Source organism: Methanobrevibacter sp. (genome assembly GCF_017539065.1).
GTDB lineage: Archaea > Methanobacteriota > Methanobacteria > Methanobacteriales > Methanobacteriaceae > Methanocatella.
In genome coordinates this window covers 1-23777 of the sequence record NZ_JAFYHP010000019.1, presented here as the reverse complement: position 1 = coordinate 23777, position 23777 = coordinate 1, and the positions used below count along the sequence as shown (strand labels likewise).

The following is a 23777-nucleotide window of genomic DNA, read 5'->3' as shown; positions in this document are numbered from 1 at the left end:
TTAGACTACATTTTTAAGTAGCCTTTTCTTTCAAGCCAGTTAGACTCGGTTTTTGTGTATCTCCAGATTACATCTGCTTTTTCATCAGATTGGAAATCCCATGGTTTAACAAGGATTACGTCTCCTTCACGAATCCAAATACGTTTTTTCATTTTTCCAGGGATTCTAGTCATTCTAATATTACCGTCAGCACATCGGACTTTTAATTTCCCATGTCCCATAATTTGTTCAACTATACCAGGAATCTCTCCTTTTTTAGGAGTCCTTACTCTTCTATATTCTTGTTGTTGATTGTTATTAGGCTTAGACAAATACTCTCCTCCAAAATCATATTATAATTTCATCGATAAGATTAAATTATTTATATTTATATTAATATATTATATATTAATTTATTGGATTTTGATATTTTGTGATAATATGGGAACCGAATTTTTAAAAATTAAAGAATGTGATGAAGCTATTGATATTATTCAGAAATTATTTGATGAAAATCTAAAATCTGAATGTGAAGAAATTCCAGTTGACGAAGCTTATGGTAGGATATTATTTGAAGATGTATATTCTCGAATGGATTTTCCTCCATTCGATAAAGCACTAAAAGATGGATTTGCAATACTTTCAAGCGATAGTTTTGGAGCATCTGAAGAGTCTCCCAACACTTTGGAGGTAATTGACTTTTTAGAAGCGGGAGCCACTACAGATAAAAAAGTTGAGCAAGGCAGGTGTATTGAAATAAGTACCGGTGCTGCAATGCCTGAAGGTGCGGATGCAGTAGTAATGGTTGAATATGCTGAAAAATTTGATGATAAAGTTAATTTGCTAACAACTGCCACACCTACACAGGATGTTGCTAAAAAAGGGTCAGATATTGAAGAAGGCAAATTAATTCTTAAAAAAGGGGATTTTTTAAACCCTGGAAAAATTGGTGTATTGCTCTCCCAGGGTTTTGAAACAATTGAAGTTTATAAAAAACCAAGTGTCGGCATACTTTCATCTGGAAATGAAATCACACTTCAAGGTGAGGAGTTAGATTATGGAAAAATCTATGATGTTAATGGCGGAATGATTAAAAACGATGCTATTTCCTGCGGTGCTGATGCAAGATTTTTAGGAGTAATGAGGGACAACTATGATGAGGTTAAAGAAAAAATCATAAATTCCCTAAAAGAAGTAGATGTTTTGTTTTGCTCTGGTGGAACCTCAGCCGGTTTAGGGGATGTTTTAAAACATGTTCTGGATGAATTGGGGGAAGTTCACATTCATGGAATATCAGTTCAACCGGGAAAACCAACAATAGTCGGGGTCATTGATGGCAAAATAGTTATTGGTTTGCCGGGCAATCCTGTATCAGCATTAATGATATTCAATGCATTTGTGGCAGAGCCTTTAACAAAATTAGCCGGCATCGAAAAAGATTTTGAACTGAAAGTTGTTAAGGGCAAAATCACAAAAAGAATCCACTCACAAGTCGGAAGAATGCAATATCAACTGGTTAAGGTCGATGGTGAAAATATCCAACCGATATTTAAAGATTCAGGGGCAATATTTTCCCTATCAACTGCGGACGGTTATGTGAAAATCCCGAAATTAGTGGAACTTGTTGACGAAGGAGAAGATGTCGAAGTTTATTTATTTAATTAAAATTATAATTTTAAGTAGGTGTAATTATGGATTATGAAGTTAAAGTAATTCCAGAACAAAAATTGGCAGTAATTAACTGTAAAACTCCAATTGATGATTTAGAAATCTTCCTTAACATTTTAATGGAATGGATATATACTGAAGAAATTGAAACTGATGGAGATCCATTCATTGTTTATTTCTCACCAAGACATGAAGTTAATGAAGGCGATGTAGTTTATGATGTCAGCATCCCTCTCAAAAAAGATGTTGATGAAACTGACAGGATTCGTGTTGTTGACATGATAGAAAATAAGGTTTTAGCATGCAAACACTTTGGCCCAAATGACACTATCATGGATACTTATGCTGAGCTGGTCGAAATTGCTCAAGCTAACCATTATGATATTATTGGATCACCTAAAGAGGTTTTAATTAAAGGTTTCCATAATTGTGATAATCCCGAAGATTATGTAACTGAAATTCAATTGCCGATTATTGAAATGTAGGTGGAAACATGGCTGAAAAAGAAGAATATGATTTGGAAAAAGAAGTTGAAAGACTTTCCCGTAAATCAAATATTAATATAAATCAATCAGAATACTCTTTTAATAAACGTCTTAAGCAGTTAGATGAGGATATGGAAAAAATAATGAGTGATAGAGTTAAACTGTTTGATGAGAATAAAAGGTTTACTGAAGATTATTTAACAATAGAAAATGACACAACCACTATTGAAAGATACAGAGAAAAATTGAAAAAAATTTAATTTTTTCTCTTTTTTTTTATTGACCGACCACTCTTAAATTATGAACTAATAGTTTTGGAATTATGTAAGGTCCGTATTGCTTAATTTCACTATCAATTCCTTCAACACTTTTCATAATTTCAAATATATTTCCGGAAATCATCGCTTTATTTATAGGGTCGGATATCTCTCCATTTTCTATTTTAAACGCATTGTTCGCTTCTACTGAAAAATCACCAGAAATAGGATTTGCAGTATGGGCTCCTAATACGCTAGTTGTTAAGACTCCGCTATCGATTTCTCCAATGTCTTTTATTTCGCTAAATTCAAATTCAAGATTTGTTGGTGAAATCATTGGGGTAGTCAAATATGATCCCCTAAGCCCATTTGATGTGGTTTTAACTCCTTCACAATTAGCGGTGTATATATCATAAATAAATGAGTTCAAGACCCCGTCTTTAATTAAATCAGTTTTTTTAGAAACGCTGCCTTCATCATCACATTTTGAAGTATACATTCCTTTTTCAAGTAAGGGGTTGTCAATAATGGATAATGTAGGGTTTGCGATTTCTTGACCTAATTTATCTTTTAGGATGGACCTTCCCCTCATTACATTTTCACCATTAAAGGCACTTATGAATGTTGATAATAATCCTGTTGCAGCATAATAGTCAAGCACAACGTCATAATCTCCAGTTTCAACAGGTTTTGTGTTAAGTGAACTTTTTGCTAAATCGCATACTTCATTAGCCAGTTTTTCACAGTCAATATCTAAAAACCTTGAACTTTGTGAATTGTATGCGGTTGCAATTTCTCCATCATTTTGGATAGTTACAGATATGCCTAAACCAAATCCGGTTCCTTCATTTTCAATTGAAACCTCATTTGAATTTAAAATTAATGATTTTCCTGCACTTGCACTAAAGCCGGAACCGGTTACTTCACATCCGCTATCAATAGCAATATCTATTGTGCTTTTTAATAATTCTACTGATTCGTCGAGGCTTAAATTTTCAAATTTTTTATCATAAACTTTTTTCACTTCAGTTACTTTTTCAACTTCTGCAAATGCATAATTTTCATCAGTTTTTGTTAATTTTGTGTTTTCTATGGCTTTTAAAGCAGTCTGGGTTATTTTATCCATGTCAGAAGTAAATGCAAAACCTTGTTTATGGTCTTTTATTACTCTAACTCCAACACCTAATTCAATTTCTTCTTTTGCAAAGTTTAGTTCGTCCTTAAGTGAATCTAATTGGATAAGTTTTGATTCATCTATGTAAATTTCGTAAGCGTCACATTTATTCTCAAGTGTCTTTTTCACATCTTCTGCAATTTCATATATCATATTATCACTAAAGTGCAAATTTTTCAATAGCCTCGGCCACACCGTCGCCAAAGAATTTTTCACAGGTATATGTACTGATTTCTTTTAATTTGTCATCAGCATTTCCAACAGCTATTTTATAACCGACTTCTTTTAGAAAATCTTCATCATTCTGACTATCTCCAATAGCCATTACATTTTCCATATTTATTCCATTTCTCTCACATAAATATCTAAGTGAAGTTCCTTTGTTAACTCTTTTATCAGTAATATGGAGTGCAAAACCACTGTCATAGATTTCAAGTTGATCCAAATATTCAAAATCTTGTAATGCTTCTTCTAATTCTGTTCTGTCAAGTGTTTTGTAAAATACAGTTTCAGTTAGTCTGTACATGTTATCATGAGAAGCATGTTTGTCGAATTTGTCCGCTAATTTTTCTTTTAGGTGATTTTCAGCTGAAGTTACAAAGTCTCTTTCAACCATTGTTTCAACAGCATTGTTGTTTTCTCCTTCTTTAAAAACAATTCCGCCATTTTCTGCAACTAATCCTCCACTACAGCCTATGAGTACTTCAGTAGCATATGCATAGTTAACCACATTTCCGGTTACAATTATTGTTGGAATTCCGGCTTTTTCTGCTTTTCTTAAAGCTTCGATAGCAGATATGCAGATTCGTCGTTTGTCATCGGTTATTGTCCCATCTATATCTACTGCGATTGCTTCAATTGCCATTCTATCCCCTTGAGTATCTATGTGCGATGTTACAGGTTCCTTCTTTACTTACCATGCATGCTCCGATTGGGTGTAAAGGATTGCATGCTTTTCTAAATAGTTTACAGTCTTCAGGCCTTGCAAGCCCTCTTAAAATAGGTCCGCAGATACATCCTTTTGGAGCTTCAGTAACATCCTTGACTTCAATATCATATTTTTCACGAGCGTTGAAGTCGCTGAATTCCTTTTTAACCTCTAAAATGGAATTAGGTATTTTCGGAAATCCTCTCCATTCCCTTGAAGTCACGTCAAAGACCTGTTCAATCATGTCTGTTGCAATTACATTTCCTTCTTCTTTGACTGCTCTTTTGTATTCATTTTCAATTTTCGGTGTTTCATTATGAATTTGTCTTAAAATCATATAAACGGACATTAATATGTCCAATGGGTTGAATCCCGCTACGGTTTGAGGGATTCCATAATCTGTTGAGAAGTATTCAAAAGGTTTGGTACCTATGATGGTACAAACATGTCCCGGTTGAATCAATGCATTCAAAGTGGTTTCGCCGGAGTTGATTAAAAAATCGATTGCAGGTGGAATCAAACGGTGGCAAGACAGTACTGAGAAGTTTTCGGGAGGTGTTGCAAGCAATTCCGCTGCTGTTGTTGGTGCGGTTGTTTCAAAACCCGCTGAGATAAAAGCAACGTCATTATCTGTTTTTTCAGCTATTTCAATTGCTCTGTTGATTCCATAAACTACTCTTACGTCCCCTCCTTCAGCTTTTGCATCTGCAAGGGACCTTTCTGAACCCGGAACTCTTAACATATCTCCAAAAGTAGTTATAGTAACTCCCTTATCAATAAGTTCTAACGCTTCATCAATTTCACGTGACGGGACAACACAGACTGGGCAACCTGGTCCGGCAATGATTTCTACTTCATCTGGAAGCAGACTTCTTATCCCATTTTCCATAATTGTGTGTTCGTGAGATCCACAAACATGCATTATTTTAACAGGGGTAGATAATTCGTTTATTTTATCTATTAACCTTTTTGACATTTCTTTCATACTCATTTTAACACCGAAGATTTAATATTATATTATTAGTATATTTATTATTGTATTAATTAAATTTTATGGGGTAGTTATGTTTAACAATAATAAAATTTTAGTAGTTATTCCTGCAAGAGGGGGCTCAAAGGGAATCCCGCGTAAAAACATTCGATTATTGAATAACAAACCTTTAATTTCATATTCTATAGATATTGCAAAATCCTCAGAATATGTCGACGATGTTGTGGTAACTACTGATGATTCAGAAATTGCATTGTTATCCGAAAAATTTGGAGCAAGTGTCATTAGGCGTTCTGAAGAATTGTCCGGCGATGATGTTCCGCTTGACCCGGTCATATATGATGCAATGATTAAAAAAGAAAAATTGGCCTTTGACGAGTATGATATTGTAATTACGCTCCAACCTACTTCACCATTATTAAAATCATCAACTTTAGATAAGGCAATTGAGAAATTTGAAGACTTTGGAATAGATTCAGTACTTTCCGTTGTTGATGATAGGCATTTAAGTTGGGGCTATGATGAAGAAAATCAAAGATATATCCCAAATTATTATGAAAGAAAAAACAGGCAATTTTTACCAAAAGATTTCAGAGAAACCGGAGCTATTCTTGCAACCCGTAGGCGATTTGTCAATGAAATGTCTCGTTTAGGCGATCACCTGGATTTAATTGAAGTGTCTCGTGAAGAAAGCGTAGACATTGATAATTATGAGGATTGGTGGATTGCTGAAAATTACCTGCAGAAGAAAAGGATAGCCATTGTCGTAAATGCCTATGATGAAATAGGAACTGGTCATGTTTATCGCTGTTTATCGATTGCTTCAAAATTGGTCTTTCACGACGTATTATTTTTACTTGATGAGCGCCATCAACTTGGAATTAATATCGTAAGTAACTATAATTATCCATATAAACTTTATGATGGTAAAGATGGTTTATTAAATAATTTGAGGGAATATTCTCCTCAAATGGTTATTAATGATATCCTAGACACAAGCGAAGAATATATTTCTGTTTTAAAAGAGGAAGGTTATTTTGTTGTTAATTTTGAGGATTTGGGAACAGGCACTGCTGTGGCGGATGTTGTTTTCGATGCATTATATGAGCATGAAATCGGCGAACAGGATAATATTTTCACCGGTCACAAATATTATATCTTAAAAGATGAATTTTACTTCCAACCTCAAAAGATAATTACCCAATCAGTAAACAATGTTTTAATTACATTTGGAGGAACCGACCCGAACAATTTCACTGAAAAGGTCCTTGAATCACTTTTAGCAGCCAATTTTGATGGAAAAATTAATGTGATTGTAGGATTGGGATATGATGGCGTTGAAGAATTGGTTGAGAAATATGGATACAAAAATACAATTCAAATATATAAAAACGTTTTAAATATCAGCGAATACATGTTTAAAGCTGACATCATATTTACTTCAGCGGGCAGAACAATGTATGAAATCTGTTCACTCGGAGTTCCAACAATCTGCTTATGTCAAAACGACCGTGAAGTAACTCACGTGTTTGCAAATGAGAGCAACGGTATCATTAACATGGGTTTGGGCATTGCTGTTGAGAAACAGGACATCATCAACGAATTTGTCAATTTGGTTCAGGATTATGACTTAAGAATTGAAATGAATAAAAGAATGTTGTCTGTTGACTTAAAAGATGGTTTTGACAACATTTGGTCAATCATTCGTGAGGAATATAGAAAATTTACATTAAAGAGGTAATAGCATGAAAATATTCAATAAGTATCCCTATCTGATTGCAGAAATCGGCGTTAACTTCTATGACATTGCTAAAAAGGAAGGCATGTCTGATATGGCGGCTGCGAAATTCATGATTGATGAAGCAAGGGAATGCGGTGTAGATGCAGTTAAATTTCAGTCATATAAAGCGGAAACCATAGCGTCAAAAAATTCCCCTGCATATTGGGATTTATCCGAAGAGCCAACAACATCCCAATTTGAATTGTTTAAAAAATTTGATAAGTTTGGCGTTGGCGAATACAGGGAGCTTGCTGAATATTGTCAAAGCATAGGAATCAAATTCCTATCAACTCCTTTTGATTTCGAGTCTGTAGACTACTTGGATGAATTTATGGATATCTATAAAATATCCTCTTCAGATATAACAAATATTCCATTCATCAAGTATATTGCAAGTAAAAATAAGCCGATTCTACTTTCAACCGGAGCATCTACATTAAATGAAATCAGACAGGCAGTCAATGCCATTGAAGAGGTTTCCACTGTAGATATTGCAATTATGCATTGCGTATTGTCCTATCCTACATCATATGAAGATGCTAATCTCTTAATGATTAAGGATCTGGTTGAAAATTTCCCGGATTATGAAATTGGTTATTCTGACCATACAAAACCGGATAAAAACATGGCGGTTTTAACCACTGCTTATAATTATGGTGCTACAATATTAGAAAAACATTTCACTACCGATAAAACTTTGCCCGGCAATGACCACTATCATGCAATGGATCCTGATGATGTAATCAAATTCAAATGGAATGTACATTTCCTATCAAAAATCAATGGTATGAAGAATAAACAGCCGTTAATTTGCGAATCATCTTCAAGACGTCAAGCAAGAAGATCCATTGTTGCAGCAAAGGACATTAAAGAAGGCGAAGTGCTTTCTTCTGATAATTTAACATTCAAACGTCCGGGAACTGGAATTTCCCCATCAGAAATTGAAAACGTTGTTGGAAAAACTGCTAGGATAGATATTTTAGAAGATACTTTACTTGATTTTGACATGTTAGAATGATTTGGTGTTTCAATGTCAGCGAGTGTTAGTGATATTTGTGAAGTTTTTTTTGACCTTGAAGAAAAGTACAATCTCAATTATCAGGAGATTCAAGACTGTTATGCATGGCAATTGATTAGAATGCATCTTTATTACGATATCACTAGAAAGACAAAGATGTTTGGAGCCCCCCAACAGAAATCGTTATCCCTTGCAGATAAAATAACCTCATTTTTACCATTCTTTAAAAATTCAGTATTATACAATCCTTTCACTGGAAAATATCATAGGGACATTTTAGTTTTTGACCATCCCCGCAAGGTAATCTTCAACGGTGAATATTGTGATATCTACAGCAAGTTCCTGGTTGATTTTTTAACTGGAGGTTATTCCTTTGAGGTTTTGGAATCTCCTTATATAAACAATCATTATACCAAAAAGCAGGATTATATCCGCTATACTGATGCAATAGAATTGGGTTCTTATGTCCATAAGAAGTTCAATAAGATAGAATTCAGTCAAGAGGAAAAGGAACTAATTTTAAAGGTTCAAAAGGAATTAGAAACATCTTTCAATATTGAGCTTAACATATTGCGGATGTTGGAAATGCACATTTTGAATTTCCAGTATGATTATAAAAAATATATTGAACTGTTCAAAAAGAGAAAACCTAAAAGGATTTTCGTCGTAGTGGCTTATGAAAATCATGCGATTGTGGCGGCGGCCAAATCCTTAGGCATCGAAGTCATCGAACTCCAGCATGGAACCATCACTTATTATCATTTAGGCTATTCCTATCCTAAAAAAACCAGATTGAACGGAGAAATACCATATTTCCCGGATAAAATATTGTCTTTTGGGGATTATTGGATGAATGAGGACATGGCTCCAATCGATATGGAAAATGTTATTCCGGTCGGATTTCCATATTTCGAATATCAGTCAAAAGACTTCGTTGGCCTTGAGGCCATAGATAATCAAATCCTTTTCATATCCCAAGGAGTGATTGGTAAATACTTGTCAAATCTCGCATTCGAATTTGCCAAAAATAATGGGGATTTTAAAATAATCTATAAACTGCATCCCGGGGAATATGAAACCTGGAAGGAAAACTATCCTGAACTGGTTGAGGCTTCAACTTTTGAAAACTTTGAAGTAATTGACAATAGTGAAACTCCTTTGTATAAATTATTGGCACAATCCAATTATCAGGTCGGAGCATTTTCGACCGCCATTTATGAAGGATTGATGTTCAATTGCAAAACATTTATCTTAGACGTTCCGGGAGTTGAATATTTGGATGACCTGATTGAAAGGAATTATGTTTTCAAAATTGAAAATGCAGAGGATTTGAATAATAATTTGGATAATTTTAAACCTACAGATTATGATAAAAATTTCTTTTTTAAGAATTTGGATAAAGAATTGTTGAAGAGAGTGGTTGACAATGGATGAATATGTCAAGTTCATTAAACGGATGGGAGTAGTAGGTATTGCAAACATATTGATCTCTCTCAGCGGATTAATATTCATTCCAATAATTACAAAAAGCTTTTCAACCGCTGATTATGGTGTTTGGGCACAGGTAAACACGTTTGTGTCATTAGTTCCAAATTTCGTTAATTTAGGCCTTCCGTATACTATGGTTAGGTTTTTAGCAGCTGAAAAGGATAAAACTGTCATTAAACAATCGTTTTATTCAATGATGCTATTGGTTCTTGCATCAACATTAATCATGTCAGTCGTATTTTTAGTATTTTCAAATCAAATTGCAAGTGCATTATTTGATGGAAGCATGCAGATAATGTATATTGTAATCATAATGTCATTTTTCGCATGTTTGGATTTGATGTTGTTAAGTTATTTCAGAACATTTCAGCAAATAGTTCTTTATTCCACATTTTTAGTATTGCAAACTTATATCGGCGTTGTATTCAGCATTATTTTGACTTGGATGCATCAGCCAATTGACATTGTTGTTTTAGGACGTTTCTTCGGGTTCTTCTTTGTATTTGTCGCAATGGCCATTTTAATTGTTCGGGAGTTGGGCATCACTACAAAACTCAAGAGTCTGAAAGAGGAATTAAAATTTGCTATCCCGACTGTTCCAAACAATATTTCTTCATGGGTTGTCGATTCCAGTGATAAGTTTGTAATCGGAATATTTCTCGGATCTGCTGCAGTGGGATGTTATTCTCCAGGTTATGCATTAGGAAATATTATTTTAATGTTTTTAACTCCATTTGCAGTTCTGCTTCCTGCAGTATTGCCGGAATATTATGAAAAAGGAGATATGGGTACAGTAGATACATTTTTAACATATTCAATGAAGTATTTCCTGTTATTGACTATTCCCGCAACTGTGGGTTTGAGCTTGCTTTCAAAACCGTTGCTTTATATACTGACTACAACTATCATTGCGGATAATGGATTTATGATAACCCCATTGGTCGCGTTGGGCGCAATATTTATGGGAATTTATGGTATTGTAAACAATATTATTATTCTAGAGAAAAAAACAACTATTTTGGCCCATATTTGGATTGCAGTAGCTATTTTAAATATTGCTTTAAATATCTTCGCAGTGCCTTATATCGGAATTTATGGTGCAGGGCTTGCAACATTAATCTGTTACTTCTTTGCATTTGCGGTTACTTTGGTTTATTCTAAAAGATATGCAAGATTGCCATTTGATTACAAGTCAATTGTCAAAATAATAATTGCATCAGTTATCATGGGTATTTTCGTAAGCATTGCCAATCCTATGGGCATTGTCAATATTTTAATCGTTATTGCAGTTGCTGTTGTTATTTACTTTGCAATACTGATTTTATTAAAAGGAATTGATAAAAAAGAAATCGATTTGATTAAGAGCATGATTTAATGGAACTTTCCTTCTTTTTTTAATTTTTCGTAATGGTCGATATCACGATATTTGAATACTTTTGCAGGATGACCTCCGGCTATTGCGTATTTTTCAATGTCATTGACTACGGTACTGCCTGCCTGGATTATTGCTCCTTCTCCGATTTTTACTCCCGGCAGTATTGTAACACGATTGCCTAACCATACGTTATCTTCAATAATGACGTCCTTTGAGATTATTGTTTCATCATATGGAATAGCATTCCCCTTATCGTAATTATGGATGCTTGTAATTATCATGCACTCAATGCCTGAATGGAAATTATCTCCGATAATTACATTGCCTTTTCCTTGAATTTTCATTCCATTAAAATTAACATTATTGCCCAGAGTTGTATTAGGTGTAACGTAACTTTCACCATTTACCTTAAAGTCATTCCCATAACTTTTTGCAACTCTTTGACATCTATGTTGGTATAATTTTTTCTTAAAATTATTAAAAATCATATGTATCAAAAAAAGAAATTAGAATTCTGCAGAACAATCCGCAGAATATTTACTAAGTAAAACAGCACATTTATCAATAGTTTCTTGATCTAGTTTAATAGTACTAGTTTTAATTTGATTTAACAATTCTTCAATAAATAAATCTTCATCAGTAAGAGGCATATTTATTACAACAACTTCGTTGTTAATAAATCCAACTAATGGTTCAACAAAGCAATTTCTGATGTTATTTTCATTTAAGAAGTTAATTAAATCTTCTCCTAAAGACAATGCTTTTTGTTTTATTTTGTTATCTTGTGAAAATTTAGCTTGTTTAGTTGTGTATCTAAATCTTCTTTCAGATCCATAACTTGGAACTTCTTCTATTTTATCTTCATCACTGTCACTAGAACCAATCATATTTAAACTTTCATTTTCTGATTCTAATCTAAGTTTAGGATTGTATTTTTGGGATAATAACGCATAAATTCCAGTTGGACCAACAACCACATGGTTAATTCCAGAAGATGCAGTTGGAGTTTTAACATTATAAAAAACATAGTAGTCATCAGAAAGGGTTAATAAATGTTCTCTGATAATTCTTGTTCTTTCTTCAACTTGTTTGACATCTCTTGTTTTGTAGAGTCCATAACATAATAGGAGCACTCCAATAAACAATGCAATGATACCAATACCACTATTGATAAGTAATATTTCAACGATACTCATTATAAATATGAATGCGCCAATGATTAAAATGGTTGTATTCAAATCTAAATTATGAATATCAAAATCTTCCTTATCCAATTCCTTAAGTGTAGTTTCATTCGGAATTATTTCATTAGGATCTGGCTCTTTAACACTTAATTTACTGAAGAAACCTTCAGAAGAGGCTTGAGTTTTTGGAGCATTTGGATAATATACATTCATACTTTTAAAGAATTCGCTTTTAAGGAATTCTTTTAAAATATTGTAGTCATCTGTTTTTGGAATAGCAAATTCTTTTCCGAATTTGGATAAAACAGTCTCAGGAATTGTAGTTCTTGCAGTTTTACTTGCATTTTCTTCTTCAATTTCCTGTTCTCTTTTTTCATTATCTGCAATTTGCAACATGTGTTCTTCTGAAAAGAAGTCTCCAATTTTGTCAGTAAATGATTTCAAAGAGCGTTCTGGTTCCTCATTTGTTAATTCTTCAGATGTTGGTTTATTTACTTTAGAGTTTTCTCTAATGGTTTGAAGCTCTTTTTTCCTTTCTTCAAGATATTTATCTAATTCTTTATTCATTTCATCATCTAAATATCTTAAAGAACCTCCGCAACTGTCACATTCATAATCAAGTATGCTGTCGCTACTTTTAATTTTATATTTTAATCCACAATCTTCGCACTGAACGATATATGAATTATTATATTTGAATGTGTCTGTAAAGAGAGAATTTTTCTTAGTTTCGCCATCAGCATAGTTTTCTAAGTATTCTAAGTCCCCTGCACATGAAGAACACTCAAATGTTGTGATATCGTCATCATCATCGAGTTGGTACTTTGCACCGCAGTTCTTACAGCATACAACTTTCATTATTATCCTCTTAAATTGCTTTTATGATATTAATTATAATTTTTTATTATTATATATGTTTCTAATATTTAGGGATACAATTTTCATAAATGCCTTCGATTTGTTTTGAAATTTTGTTCCAATCATATTTGCTATATATTAGGTCACGTCCCGATTTTCCAAATTCTTCACATAATTTGTCATCATTTAATAAGGTTTCTATACATTTAGACAAATCTTCTTCATCAAATTCACATATAAGCCCCACATTGTCCTTAACCCATGTGTGGATATGATTGTTTTTTGTTAATATTAATGGTTTTGAGCAAGCCATAGCTTCAAGGCCACTTGTTGTAAATGATTCATATCTGGAAGGCATAACAAAAATATCGCAATCAACTAATGCTTCAAGTTTATCTTCACCAGTTAATACGCCCGGAAATATGATTTTGTTCTTTAAATCATACTCATTAATTAATTTTTCAAGCTCTTCTTTAAAGCCATAATCTCCGCCAATGATGGCCAATTTCACATTTTCATTGGAAATCTGGTTAAAACTTTTAATTAACAAATCAAGTCCTTTTATTTCATGTATTCTTCCTAAAAATAAGATTAATTTGTCATTTACATCAATATCATATTTTGATTTAAAATTGCCTTTATCAGGTAAATTGTCATATTCGTCCAAGTTTATTCCTAAAGGAACTATCTCAATTTTATCATCAGATACTCCCATTTTCAAATATTGCTCCTTTTCAACATCAGTTAGGGCAAAAACTTTTGATGCATCATATAATATGTCAAAACCCCAAATTTTATCAAAAATTTCTTTTAATTGTTCTTTTTGGAAAAAAGGCAATACGGATCCATGGGCTTGTATGACATAAGGAATATTATTTTTTTTAGCATATCTGTGAGTCGCAATGGCCAGGGAGTGTCTGTGTTCATGAATATGGATTATATCAAAATCAGCAATTGTTCTCCTAAGATAATTAATTGAACTGATTGGAGTGTCAATTGTCAGCTTATTTTTGAATGTATTGGAGATATTTTTAAAGTAAAATACTTTAATTCCCTCAACATCCACATTATAATTATCTTCAAATTTTAATCTTTCATTACAACTGTCTGTGGTATAGACAGTAACATCATGGCCGTTTTCCACCTGTTTTTTAGCAATTTGATAGGATGCATTCACAACACCTCCATGGGCAAAGCAAGGGACAAATGATGGCACAACATGTAAGATTTTCATTTTAAACACTTTTTTCATATATGTAAAGATTATTGATATTTTTTATTTCAGTATAATTTGTAACATTAGTCAATACTTTATTCGAGATATAATAAGTAACATTACTGGAATCCAACGTTTTTTCATCGCTGCTTTCTATTGCTAAGAGATTTCCGCCTAACCACCAGTTAAATGCTCTTACATTATACACTCCAATGGAAATATTTTTATAATCAGGATGATTGTCAATGATATAATCAGAAACTTCCTCTATTGTTGTAAAGTCATTTGTTTTTTCAAAAGTGTATGTAAATGCGAAAGCCTGAATGATGAACAATACAATGAATATTATCGGAAGTATGTTCTTGTTGATATTGGTTTTTTCGTTGATAGTATCGATTGAAAGTAAAATGAAGTAAGTTACTGCCGGAAATATCGGCAATATGTACCGGTTTACCTTAATGGAATAATAACTGAAAAATATGATATTTGAAAATATCCAAGCCAACATGAAGTATTCCGTTTTATTTTCACTATCTTTGCCCATAAAGTAAAGGCCAAACAAAACAAGCAATGTGGTAATTACAGAACTTATTCGTGTGAAGCTCAAAATTGCCAATATGAAAAATGCCAATGGAATAATGTCTGTTTTTTGGAATTTCCGCTTATGTTCGTATAACCATAACCCCATTCCAATTATTAGCACGCCCATTACGGCCCATGCTAGTGGGGTAGGGTTTTCTAAAATAGGATTTCCATCAATGACAGTATGGGAATTTGAGATGAAATTAATGAAATTCGCCACATAATAGCTTACATCGGTATTGTAGGCAGGATCTGAATCTGACCCTTGTGCCCCACTGAAACCATTGGATATCTGACTTCCTACACCAAAATTACCATTTCCCATTATCATGATTATGGCAAAGGCAATGGCTATCAAAACCAATCCTATTGCAACTCCTTTTGCAATATATCTCAAATCTTCGGAATCGATTTTAAATCCTTTTTGATAAACGTAATACAGTGCAAGAGCTGGTAAAGATAATAAAATGGTGTATCTTGTAAAAACGCCCAATACCACAAATAGTATTGCATATTGGTAAAATTTAGGATTGTCATTTATTGCGATGATTGTTAATAGCACTATCCAAATAGTCATTGACACAGCAGGAATATCTAAGGTTCCATTAGCTAGCCATGTCAGGTAAAGGGTTAATGAGCAGTAAATTATGGTGCCGGTTAAGCTTAGATTTTCATCAAAAAATCTTTTAAGCAGCAAATAAAATCCAATATTCCCAAATACTGCGAAGGCTCCGGTCACTATATAGATAGCTAGTTTATCTACAAATCCTAAATAAAAAAATATTGAGGTTAAAAAACAAATTAAGGGCGATAAATAGATTGTTCCAGTTGAACGAATGTTTGTCCCAGTATAATAAAGTGCATTTAAAAGATAAACATAAACATCGGAACAGTAAATTCCAAGATTATAATTGAAATTAATATAGTATCCAACTAAAATAATGCTATAAATCAGAATAAATAGCAAATAATATTTATCATTTTGTTTTAAATCAAATTCCTCAAACATTACTACTACTTTTCTTTATAAATTTATATAAATATTTTTAGAAAAATGACCCCAGTGCAAATGATAGAAATGCAATTAGCATTCCAATTTTCAATAGTTTAGAAGATTTATGGGCGGTAGCTTCGTCTTGTGATTTTAAAATTAAAATTGCTGAATAAATAAATAATATTACAGCAATTGCGATTATGACAATGTAGGATATTCCAAAAATATGGTAAATATATAATAATGGACATAATGCACAATCCACGATGATTAAAATTGTAGCAAGTATTGCAGGTGTTTTTTTGCCGATCAGAATTGGCAATGTTCTGGCACCGTCTTTCTTATCCCCTTCAACATCCTCGATGTCTTTTACAATTTCTCGAGCAGTGGTCATAACAAATGCAAAGAATCCTAAAAATATTGAAGTCATTATAATGCTTGGATTATTTAATGTAAATCCTCCAAAAACAAATCCAAAACCGGTCATGAATCCAACAGCCAAGTTTCCAATTAATGGAGTTGTTTTCAATTTATAAGCATATAAATAGAGAATAGCATCGGCGATTAAAACAATAACAAAAGGAATCCAATTAGAAGTCAAATAACTGATTAAGAATCCGCACGCGGTTCCTGCTAAAAATAAGAAATATGCATAATTTCTTCCGTTTTTAAGGGAAATTCTCCCGGATGGAATGGGTCTTTCGGGTTTATTCACTAAATCAATATTATAATCAAAATAATCATTAATAACATTTCCTGCAGCAGTTTCAAAAAACACAGTAATCATTGCAAGTATTATAGGTATGCTGATGGTTTTATCAATTATTGCAACTAAAATAATTGCAATTGCTCCCATTAATGCATTTCCTGGCCTTAAGATTTCAATATATGGATTCATATAACTTCCTCAAGAATTTTTGAAAAATTCTTTGCAGTATTTTTCAGAGAGTATTCATCTGCAAATTCATTTCCACTATATTTTAGTTCGTTTTTATTATATTTTGTATAATAATCATAAATAGCTTTTTTGCATTCATCGACATCAGACACATGGTATCCAATATTGGTCTTGTCAATTAAATCTTTAAGAGAACCTTCTTTATATCCAATTGATAAAATCGGTTTTCTACAACCTATGCAATCGTAGATTTTCCCAGGAATGAACATCTTTTCAGATTCATCCATCCAAGAAATTAATAATAACACATCTGAGTTCATTTGATGTTGAAGAACTTCATTTTGAGTTATTCTTCCATGAATATTAACATTATTTTCGATATTGTATTTTTGGGAAAGTTCTTTGAGATTCGTGTCATCTCCATAAAAATCAATAACGATTTTATCTTTGTCTATCATATTCTCCTTTATCAATTGACTTATTGCATCAAACAATATTGATGGGTCTCTTTTTCCATTGTAAAGTGATCCCGCATAAATTAATGTTAATCTTTCACTGTTTGTGGTTTGTTTTGTTTTTTCGAAATCTTCTGGATCAAAACCTGAAAATACTGGAACAATTCTTTTGTTTGGATGAATGATTTGCAATGTTTGCTTAGCTATTTCAGTAGTTGTTGTTAGCGCATCAGCATTTTCGAATGTTTTCATTTCTAATCTTTTTTCAAAATATTTTCTAATGACATTATGGTTAATATAAGGGTTCAGATTCCATAAATCCCTCAAATCCGCCACCCAGGGGATATTGTATTTTTCTTTTAAATCATGAGCTATGATATGTGAAGTAACCGGTGAGGAAGTAGATAATATCGCATCTATTTTTTCATTTTCAATGATTTCACAGGCGGCTTCAATTGCAGGTTTTTTCCAGTATTTCATACTGTCTGGATATGCAAATACCTCTCCTGCAATAGATATTGACTTGGAGATGAATTTATTTGTTTGCTCTTGACTGCTCACTTCCCTCTTTCTACCCGTATTGTCTGATTTGGGCATAAATTTCGAAATCATGTCCTGGTAATCGGTTTCAACAACTCTAACATTATCTATTTCAACTGTTTCATTAGATGTTCTTGGCACAATCACGATTGGCCGCCAACCAAATGAAGGGAGATATTTTGAAACTCCTCTCAATCTTTTAGATGCAATTCCTGTATCATGATTATAATTAAATGCAATATAAATGACTTTTTAGGTTGAAATTCACTTCAATTCAAATTAAATCTATATGTACTTAATTTTTTGATTATTAATAATAATATACTTAACTATTAAATTCATTGGTGTTGATTTCATGTTTTAAATTTATTTTCCCATACTTTTATATATCTTATTTATTTAAAATATAATCTGAAGGGTATTTTTCATTTAATTGAATTAAAAATGACGTTTTTATAAAATAAACTGATTTTCAATTTAATATTGGTGGAAATATGAGTTTAGAAAAGTATTATTTTAAACTTCCAGATTTCATTAAGTTTAATCCAAAAATTTTAAAATTGAGTTATGATATTGCGGATAAGATTAAACAATCTAATGGAGTGCCATCCCAGGAGTATCTTTCAGAATTGTCTTCTGAAGGCTTTGAAATTAAGGATGCCCGCCGCAAATTCCGTACATTATATGTGGAATTGCTTATTTTCTTCGATAAAGTTTGTAATAAATATGATATTGATTATTGGTTGGGTTTTGGAACGCTTTTGGGTGCTGTAAGACATGGGGGATTCATCCCGTGGGATGATGATATTGATTTGGTTGTTCTTAGAAAGGATTATAATAAATTAATTGAAGTTTTACCAAAAGAGCTTTCTAAACATAATTTAAAAGAGCATTGCGGGTTGACATTGCTTTTGGAAAATAGGAAAAACTTTTTCGATGATTTTAATAGCGTTTATGATGTTGAAGATAAAAATGGAAATTTGTTGATAGATGGGAAGTATAATTTTTTACAGGTTGCATGGTTAAAACCTTTCGTTAAAATAGATATTTTTCCATTAGATTTTATTGAGGATAATGAATTGGAAAAGATTTATGAGAAGTTTCCTCCCGCCCAGTATAAGTTTTATTATGAGATGTTAAATAATAAGGTAAAATTCTTTGATCAAATTGATGCTGTGCGCAGAGAAGTTGGATTCGCGGATCATAAGACAAATCAATTTTCAGATACTATTGAAGGTGTTCCTCATTGGAAAATAAGAATTTTTGATTATGATAAAACATTTCCTTTAAGTTCTATAGATTTTGAAGGCCATAAATTTAAATGTCCCAAAGATTGCAATCATCATCTCACTAGGATGTTTGGCCCAAATTATATGGAATTTCCAAAAGTCATTGAAAATCATGATACATTAAAATTAATTGAGAGCCAATTCAGTTCTAAAGAAGAGATGGATAATGCTTTTGATGAGGCAATTAGATTTTTAAAAAATCTCAATGAAATTTTTGAATGAATAATAAATTATATAAAGTATATTGCCAAACATATTATTAATATATAAAATTTAGCTGGTGTTATAATTGAATAAGATTAAGATAGCAATTGTAGGATTAGGAAACTGTGCAAGTTCCTTAATTCAAGGAATTCATTATTATGATGGTAAAGACCCAAAAGATGCAATAGGATTAATGCATTGGAATATTGGAGGATATACTCCAAGCGATATTGAAGTGGTTGCAGCTTTTGATGTAGATGCAAGAAAGGTTGGAAAAACTATTGATGAAGCAATCTTTGCTAAACCTAACTGCACTACTGTTTTCCAGGAGGATATTCCTAAATATGATGTTAAAGTATGCATGGGTCATGTTTTAGACGGTGTAGCAGAGCACATGTCAAATTATGATGATGAATATACCTTTGTTGTAAGTGATGCGGAACCTGTTGATGTGGTTTCAGTCTTAAAGGAAAGCGGTGCTGAAATATTAGTAAATTATTTGCCTGTTGGTTCTGAACAAGCAGCAAGATATTATGCACAATGCGCTCTTGATGCAGGAGTCGCTTATGTTAACTGTATGCCGGTATTCATTGTAAGTGATGATGAATGGGATGCTAAATTTAGAGAAAAAGGAATTCCTATAGTTGGAGATGATATTAAAGCTCAAATCGGTGCTACTATCACTCACAGAACACTAGCTAGTTTATTCATGGATAGGGGTGTAAAATTAGACAGAACCTATCAAATCAACACTGGTGGTAACACTGACTTTTTAAATATGCTTAACCGTGAAAGATTAGATTCTAAAAAAGAATCTAAAACAGAAGCGGTCCAGTCTGTATTAACTGAAAGAATGGATGATAGAGATATTCATATTGGGCCTAGTGATTACGTGCCATGGCAAAATGATAATAAATTATGCTTCCTTAGAATGGAAGGTCGTACATTTGGGGATGTTCCGATGAACATCGAATTAAGATTGAGTGTAGAAGACTCTCCGAACTCAGCAGGCTGTGTAATTGATGCAGTCAGATGCTGTAAAATTGGTTTGGAAAGGGGTATTGGCGGACAATTAACTTCAATTTCCTCATATACAATGAAACACCCTCCAATCCAGTTCACTGATGATGAAGCATATGAAAATGTTGAAAAATTCATTTCTGGCGAATTAGAAAGATAATTTTTCAATTTTTCTTACTTTTTTTATTTCTTATTTTCAATTATTTTTTTTTTAATTCTTACTATTTTTTAAAGTTCATTTTTTAATGTTTATAATTTATATAATAATAAAAACATATATTATAGTTGGATAATTTATGATAATTTAATTAATTAAAATTGAAAGAGGTGTAATACTAATGGCGAAAGTGAGAATTACAGAAACAATACTTCGTGATGCTCACCAATCTTTACTTGCAACTAGGATGCGAACAAGAGATATGATTCCTATTGCTGAAGAGATGGATAAAGTTGGATTTTTCTCTGTTGAAGCTTGGGGTGGAGCTACTTTCGATACCTGTATTAGATATTTAAATGAAGATCCATGGGAAAGATTAAGAAACTTAAAATCTGAATTTAATAATACTCCAATTCAAATGCTTTTAAGAGGACAAAATTTAGTAGGTTATAAACACTATCCTGATGATGTAGTTACAAAATTCGTTGAAAAATCTTATGAAAATGGAGTGGATATTTTCAGGATTTTCGATGCTTTAAATGATATTAGAAATATGGAAAAATCAATTAAAGTAGCTAAAGCTCAAGGAGCACATGTTCAAGGTACTATAAGTTATACTATAAGTCCAGTACACACTTTAGATGATTTTGTTAACTTGGCAAAAGAGTTAGAAGCACTTGAATGTGATTCTGTAGCAATCAAGGATATGGCAGGATTAATTACTCCTACTGCAGCCTATAATTTAGTAAGCGCCCTTAAAGAGGAAACTGATTTGCTTGTGGATTTACATTGTCATTGTACTAGTGGAATGACTCCGATAAGTTACTATGCTGCTTGTCAAGCGGGTGTGGATATTTTAGACACTGCTATTTCACCTCTTGCTTGGGGTACTAGTCAACCTCCAACCGAAAGTATTGTTGCGGCACTTCAAGGAACAGATTTCGATACTGAATTGGACTTAAAATTATTAACTGTTATTAAAAAATACTTTGAGGATATTAAAGATAAATACTCAGGCATTCTTGATCCTATTTCTGAAAGTGTAGACACTGATGTATTATTATACCAAATTCCTGGAGGAATGCTTTCAAATCTTATTTCCCAACTCAAAGAACAAAATGCACTTGACAGATATGATGATGTATTAGAAGAAATGCCTCGTGTAAGAAAAGATATGGGATATCCTCCTCTTGTAACACCGACAAGTCAAATTGTTGGAATTCAATCTGTAATGAATGTATTGGGTGGAGAAAGATACAAAACAGTATCCAATGAAGTTAAAGAGTACATGAAAGGAATGTATGGTAAATCCCCTGCACCAGTTGATCCTGAAATTTCAAAAAGAATCATTGGTGATGAAGAGGTAATTACTTGCAGGCCTGCAGATTTACTTGAACCTGAATTTGACAAATTCAAATCAGAAGGTGTAGAAAAAGGATTTGTAAAATCTGATGAAGATGCTTTAACTTATGCATTATATCCTCCTATTGCTCCAAAATTCCTTAAAGGTGAAGCTGAAGAAGAAGAGCTCAAACCAGCACATACAATTTCTGATGATGAAGGAATAGGAATTCCAACCCAGTATAATGTTGAAGTGGATGGAGATGTTTATGAAGTTAAAATCATGCCTACAGGATTTATGGAAATTGAAGAAACTGATTCCGGTAACTTCAAACCAGTTGAAGGAGGAGTTACTTCACCAATGCAAGGTATGGTAATTAAACTCAACGTTAATGTTGGGGATAAAGTTGCACAAGGCTCCACTATTGCTGTAATCGAAGCTATGAAGATGGAAAACGACATACAATCTGAAGTTGACGGTACAGTTGAAGAAATCTTCGTAGAACCTGGTGATGCAGTAAGCGTTGGAGATACATTAATGGTAATCAAATAGATTGCCTCTTTTTTTCTTTTTTTTTAAAAGCAGTGATACTATGAAAGACATTTTTGATGAAGTTCAATTCTCTAATTTAAAACTCAATAGCCGTATCGTCAGAACAGGAACTTGGGAAACCGAAACGGCCCAAGGAGGTTTTTTAACACCTGCAATCTATGACCGATACGAAAAAATCGCAAGCAGCGGAACAGGTCTGATAGTATCAGAAATATTTGCTCTAGACCATAAGGACAGGTTTTTCCCATATTCAACAAATATGAATTACAAGGGTTTCATAAAGGATTATCAGATGGTTACGGATATTGTTCACAAATATGACGTGCCGATATTGGGTCAATTGGCGTTCTTTTATTATGATGATGGCGAAAATCAAAAAGCGGAAGCGAATGACCTGACTTTTGAGGGAATAAGGAAATTGCAGGCGGAAGTGATAATGGCCGCTAAGAAATTCTCATTTGCAGGTTTTGATGGGATACAGATAAACATGGGAAACAATTTCTATTTGGCCCGTTTCATGAATCCCTATTTCAATCAAAGAACTGATGATTATGGGGGAAATACAGAAAATCGTGTGAGAATCTCATCTGAAATTATTAAGGTTATCAAAAAGACAATGGACATGCATGTAAGTTGCAGAATCAACCCATGGGATGTTAGAAAAGGAGGAATCACTGCCTCAGAAAGCATAGCCATTGCTAAAGAACTTGAAAAGGCAGGAGCTGATAGCATACAATTGACTGCAAGAACAATATCACAAATTTATGACAAAGGTGAAAAGCATCCGTTTTTAGTTTATGTCGACGATTTGATTGACCAACTTGAGATTCCTGTTGTTTTGGGAGGATCCCTTCGTGAGATGTCCAAAATCAATGATGTATTGAACAACTCAAAAGTGGAGTTTGTTTCAATGTCCAAACCGTTTGTAGCACAGGCTGACTTTTTGGCTGATTGGAAAAGAGACGGTGATGGAGTAGCAATCTGTTATAGCTGCAATAATTGTTATTCTAAAAAGACCAGTACTTGTTTTAAATATTAAATGTACCAACTAAATTTTCTTTAAATATTAGTCGGTACACCTAAAACTTGTTTTAACTAACGTTATGAGGCCATCATTAAACAATACATTTTTTTATTTTTCCTAGTCAATTCGATAGGTTTTCAAATATTGGTTTTTAATCTATTTTCACAATAAATCGGCAGTTATATAAATATCAGTTTATAGGCCTTTAGATGTTTGGATTTTGTCTGTTGGTAATATGTTTTTTTCATCTTCACTTGCTATAAGTTTAGATTGTTGTTGATACAAAAATTAAAATATATTTTAATATTTGTTAAAATAT

General features: G+C 32.8%; 21 protein-coding genes. 11 read left to right on the top strand and 10 right to left on the bottom strand.

The window, feature by feature from the left end; translation table 11 throughout:
* Positions 1 to 5: 5 nt before the first annotated feature.
* The gene (eif1A, locus tag IKS50_RS05545; RefSeq protein WP_116592325.1) at positions 6 to 311 is read right to left on the bottom strand and encodes a translation initiation factor eIF-1A; all 306 of its coding nucleotides are present in this window, start codon (positions 309 to 311) and stop codon (positions 6 to 8) included.
* 109 nt (positions 312 to 420) lie between these two features.
* Here eif1A and glp point away from each other — a divergent pair, with 109 nt between their 5' ends.
* Genes glp through IKS50_RS05530 form a run of 3 tightly spaced genes read left to right on the top strand, consistent with a single transcriptional unit; the run spans position 421 to position 2392 of the window.
* Complete coding sequence (glp, locus tag IKS50_RS05540) at positions 421 to 1644, top strand: gephyrin-like molybdotransferase Glp (protein WP_292846660.1); 1224 nt, start codon at positions 421 to 423, stop codon at positions 1642 to 1644.
* 26 nt (positions 1645 to 1670) lie between these two features.
* Positions 1671 to 2132 (top strand): GyrI-like domain-containing protein, encoded by a 462-nt coding sequence (locus tag IKS50_RS05535; RefSeq protein ID WP_292846657.1) that lies wholly within the window; start codon positions 1671 to 1673, stop codon positions 2130 to 2132.
* 8 nt (positions 2133 to 2140) lie between these two features.
* Positions 2141 to 2392, top strand: a complete 252-nt coding sequence (locus tag IKS50_RS05530; protein WP_292846655.1) for a hypothetical protein — start codon at positions 2141 to 2143, stop codon at positions 2390 to 2392.
* A 16-nt stretch (positions 2393 to 2408) separates the two neighbouring features.
* Here the strand turns inward: IKS50_RS05530 and IKS50_RS05525 are convergent, their stop codons facing one another.
* From IKS50_RS05525 to hypD, 3 genes are read right to left on the bottom strand one after another with little or no spacing between them, the layout of a single operon-like run.
* Positions 2409 to 3716 carry a TldD/PmbA family protein gene (locus tag IKS50_RS05525; RefSeq protein WP_292846652.1) on the bottom strand — a complete coding sequence of 436 codons (1308 nt, stop codon included), beginning with the start codon at positions 3714 to 3716 and terminating at the stop codon, positions 2409 to 2411.
* Between the two features lie 7 nt (positions 3717 to 3723).
* On the bottom strand, positions 3724 to 4428 hold the full coding sequence (locus IKS50_RS05520) for a phosphoglycolate phosphatase (RefSeq protein WP_292846649.1): 705 nt from the start codon (positions 4426 to 4428) through the stop codon (positions 3724 to 3726).
* Between the two features lies 1 nt (position 4429).
* Positions 4430 to 5476 (bottom strand): hydrogenase formation protein HypD, encoded by a 1047-nt coding sequence (gene hypD, locus IKS50_RS05515; RefSeq protein ID WP_292846684.1) that lies wholly within the window; start codon positions 5474 to 5476, stop codon positions 4430 to 4432.
* A gap of 79 nt (positions 5477 to 5555) precedes the next feature.
* On the opposite strand from hypD, the gene IKS50_RS05510 reads away from it, so the two are divergent.
* From IKS50_RS05510 to IKS50_RS05495, 4 genes are read left to right on the top strand one after another with little or no spacing between them, the layout of a single operon-like run.
* A complete protein-coding gene (locus IKS50_RS05510; RefSeq protein WP_292846646.1) occupies positions 5556 to 7223 on the top strand; it encodes a cytidylyltransferase domain-containing protein in 1668 nt (555 codons plus the stop codon).
* 4 nt (positions 7224 to 7227) lie between these two features.
* Positions 7228 to 8280 (top strand): N-acetylneuraminate synthase family protein, encoded by a 1053-nt coding sequence (locus tag IKS50_RS05505; RefSeq protein WP_292846643.1) that lies wholly within the window; start codon positions 7228 to 7230, stop codon positions 8278 to 8280.
* Between the two features lie 12 nt (positions 8281 to 8292).
* Positions 8293 to 9714 carry a sialyltransferase gene (locus IKS50_RS05500; RefSeq protein ID WP_292846640.1) on the top strand — a complete coding sequence of 474 codons (1422 nt, stop codon included), beginning with the start codon at positions 8293 to 8295 and terminating at the stop codon, positions 9712 to 9714.
* Positions 9707 to 11143, top strand: a complete 1437-nt coding sequence (locus IKS50_RS05495; RefSeq protein WP_292846637.1) for a lipopolysaccharide biosynthesis protein — start codon at positions 9707 to 9709, stop codon at positions 11141 to 11143. Before IKS50_RS05500 ends, IKS50_RS05495 begins: the two co-directional genes overlap by 8 nt.
* Here the strand turns inward: IKS50_RS05495 and IKS50_RS05490 are convergent.
* From IKS50_RS05490 to IKS50_RS05465, 6 genes are all read right to left on the bottom strand, one after another.
* Positions 11140 to 11631, bottom strand: a complete 492-nt coding sequence (locus IKS50_RS05490; protein WP_292846634.1) for a DapH/DapD/GlmU-related protein — start codon at positions 11629 to 11631, stop codon at positions 11140 to 11142. The genes IKS50_RS05495 and IKS50_RS05490 overlap by 4 nt on opposite strands.
* A gap of 18 nt (positions 11632 to 11649) precedes the next feature.
* Complete coding sequence (locus IKS50_RS05485; protein WP_292846631.1) at positions 11650 to 13185, bottom strand: NERD domain-containing protein; 1536 nt, start codon at positions 13183 to 13185, stop codon at positions 11650 to 11652.
* A gap of 61 nt (positions 13186 to 13246) precedes the next feature.
* Positions 13247 to 14419, bottom strand: coding sequence for a glycosyltransferase (locus IKS50_RS05480; RefSeq protein ID WP_292846628.1), 1173 nt, complete (start codon positions 14417 to 14419; stop codon positions 13247 to 13249).
* 1 nt (position 14420) lies between these two features.
* Complete coding sequence (locus IKS50_RS05475; protein ID WP_292846625.1) at positions 14421 to 15992, bottom strand: glycosyltransferase family 39 protein; 1572 nt, start codon at positions 15990 to 15992, stop codon at positions 14421 to 14423.
* A gap of 37 nt (positions 15993 to 16029) precedes the next feature.
* Entirely contained in the window at positions 16030 to 16875 is an 846-nt protein-coding gene (locus IKS50_RS05470) for a UbiA family prenyltransferase (protein ID WP_292846622.1), read from the bottom strand.
* On the bottom strand, positions 16872 to 18017 hold the full coding sequence (locus tag IKS50_RS05465) for a glycosyltransferase (RefSeq protein WP_292846619.1): 1146 nt from the start codon (positions 18015 to 18017) through the stop codon (positions 16872 to 16874). Before IKS50_RS05465 ends, IKS50_RS05470 begins: the two co-directional genes overlap by 4 nt.
* A 347-nt stretch (positions 18018 to 18364) precedes the next feature.
* On the opposite strand from IKS50_RS05465, the gene IKS50_RS05460 reads away from it, so the two are divergent.
* The 4 genes from IKS50_RS05460 to IKS50_RS05445 all read left to right on the top strand — a co-directional run bounded on the left by IKS50_RS05460 (position 18365) and on the right by IKS50_RS05445 (position 23473).
* On the top strand, positions 18365 to 19381 hold the full coding sequence (locus IKS50_RS05460; protein ID WP_292846616.1) for a phosphorylcholine transferase LicD: 1017 nt from the start codon (positions 18365 to 18367) through the stop codon (positions 19379 to 19381).
* A 67-nt stretch (positions 19382 to 19448) separates the two neighbouring features.
* Complete coding sequence (locus tag IKS50_RS05455) at positions 19449 to 20543, top strand: inositol-3-phosphate synthase (protein WP_292846613.1); 1095 nt, start codon at positions 19449 to 19451, stop codon at positions 20541 to 20543.
* Positions 20544 to 20721: 178 nt separating this feature from the next.
* Entirely contained in the window at positions 20722 to 22434 is a 1713-nt protein-coding gene (oadA, locus tag IKS50_RS05450; protein ID WP_292846610.1) for a sodium-extruding oxaloacetate decarboxylase subunit alpha, read from the top strand.
* A gap of 40 nt (positions 22435 to 22474) precedes the next feature.
* The gene (locus tag IKS50_RS05445; RefSeq protein WP_292846607.1) at positions 22475 to 23473 is read left to right on the top strand and encodes an NADH-dependent flavin oxidoreductase; all 999 of its coding nucleotides are present in this window, start codon (positions 22475 to 22477) and stop codon (positions 23471 to 23473) included.
* Positions 23474 to 23777: the final 304 nt, after the last annotated feature.

Excerpts from the sequence above, each read along its gene's own strand:
- glp (WP_292846660.1), top strand. The coding sequence starts at position 421 with ATGGGAACCGAATTTTTAAAAATTAAAGAATGTGATGAAGCTATTGAT.
- IKS50_RS05535 (WP_292846657.1), top strand. The coding sequence starts at position 1,671 with ATGGATTATGAAGTTAAAGTAATTCCAGAACAAAAATTGGCAGTAATT.
- IKS50_RS05530 (WP_292846655.1), top strand. The coding sequence starts at position 2,141 with ATGGCTGAAAAAGAAGAATATGATTTGGAAAAAGAAGTTGAAAGACTT.
- IKS50_RS05525 (WP_292846652.1), bottom strand. The coding sequence starts at position 3,716 with ATGATATATGAAATTGCAGAAGATGTGAAAAAGACACTTGAGAATAAA.
- IKS50_RS05520 (WP_292846649.1), bottom strand. The coding sequence starts at position 4,428 with ATGGCAATTGAAGCAATCGCAGTAGATATAGATGGGACAATAACCGAT.
- hypD (WP_292846684.1), bottom strand. The coding sequence starts at position 5,476 with ATGAAAGAAATGTCAAAAAGGTTAATAGATAAAATAAACGAATTATCT.
- IKS50_RS05510 (WP_292846646.1), top strand. The coding sequence starts at position 5,556 with ATGTTTAACAATAATAAAATTTTAGTAGTTATTCCTGCAAGAGGGGGC.
- IKS50_RS05505 (WP_292846643.1), top strand. The coding sequence starts at position 7,228 with ATGAAAATATTCAATAAGTATCCCTATCTGATTGCAGAAATCGGCGTT.
- IKS50_RS05500 (WP_292846640.1), top strand. The coding sequence starts at position 8,293 with ATGTCAGCGAGTGTTAGTGATATTTGTGAAGTTTTTTTTGACCTTGAA.
- IKS50_RS05495 (WP_292846637.1), top strand. The coding sequence starts at position 9,707 with ATGGATGAATATGTCAAGTTCATTAAACGGATGGGAGTAGTAGGTATT.
- IKS50_RS05490 (WP_292846634.1), bottom strand. The coding sequence starts at position 11,631 with ATGATTTTTAATAATTTTAAGAAAAAATTATACCAACATAGATGTCAA.
- IKS50_RS05485 (WP_292846631.1), bottom strand. The coding sequence starts at position 13,185 with ATGAAAGTTGTATGCTGTAAGAACTGCGGTGCAAAGTACCAACTCGAT.
- IKS50_RS05480 (WP_292846628.1), bottom strand. The coding sequence starts at position 14,419 with ATGAAAATCTTACATGTTGTGCCATCATTTGTCCCTTGCTTTGCCCAT.
- IKS50_RS05475 (WP_292846625.1), bottom strand. The coding sequence starts at position 15,992 with ATGTTTGAGGAATTTGATTTAAAACAAAATGATAAATATTATTTGCTA.
- IKS50_RS05470 (WP_292846622.1), bottom strand. The coding sequence starts at position 16,875 with ATGAATCCATATATTGAAATCTTAAGGCCAGGAAATGCATTAATGGGA.
- IKS50_RS05460 (WP_292846616.1), top strand. The coding sequence starts at position 18,365 with ATGAGTTTAGAAAAGTATTATTTTAAACTTCCAGATTTCATTAAGTTT.
- oadA (WP_292846610.1), top strand. The coding sequence starts at position 20,722 with ATGGCGAAAGTGAGAATTACAGAAACAATACTTCGTGATGCTCACCAA.
- IKS50_RS05445 (WP_292846607.1), top strand. The coding sequence starts at position 22,475 with ATGAAAGACATTTTTGATGAAGTTCAATTCTCTAATTTAAAACTCAAT.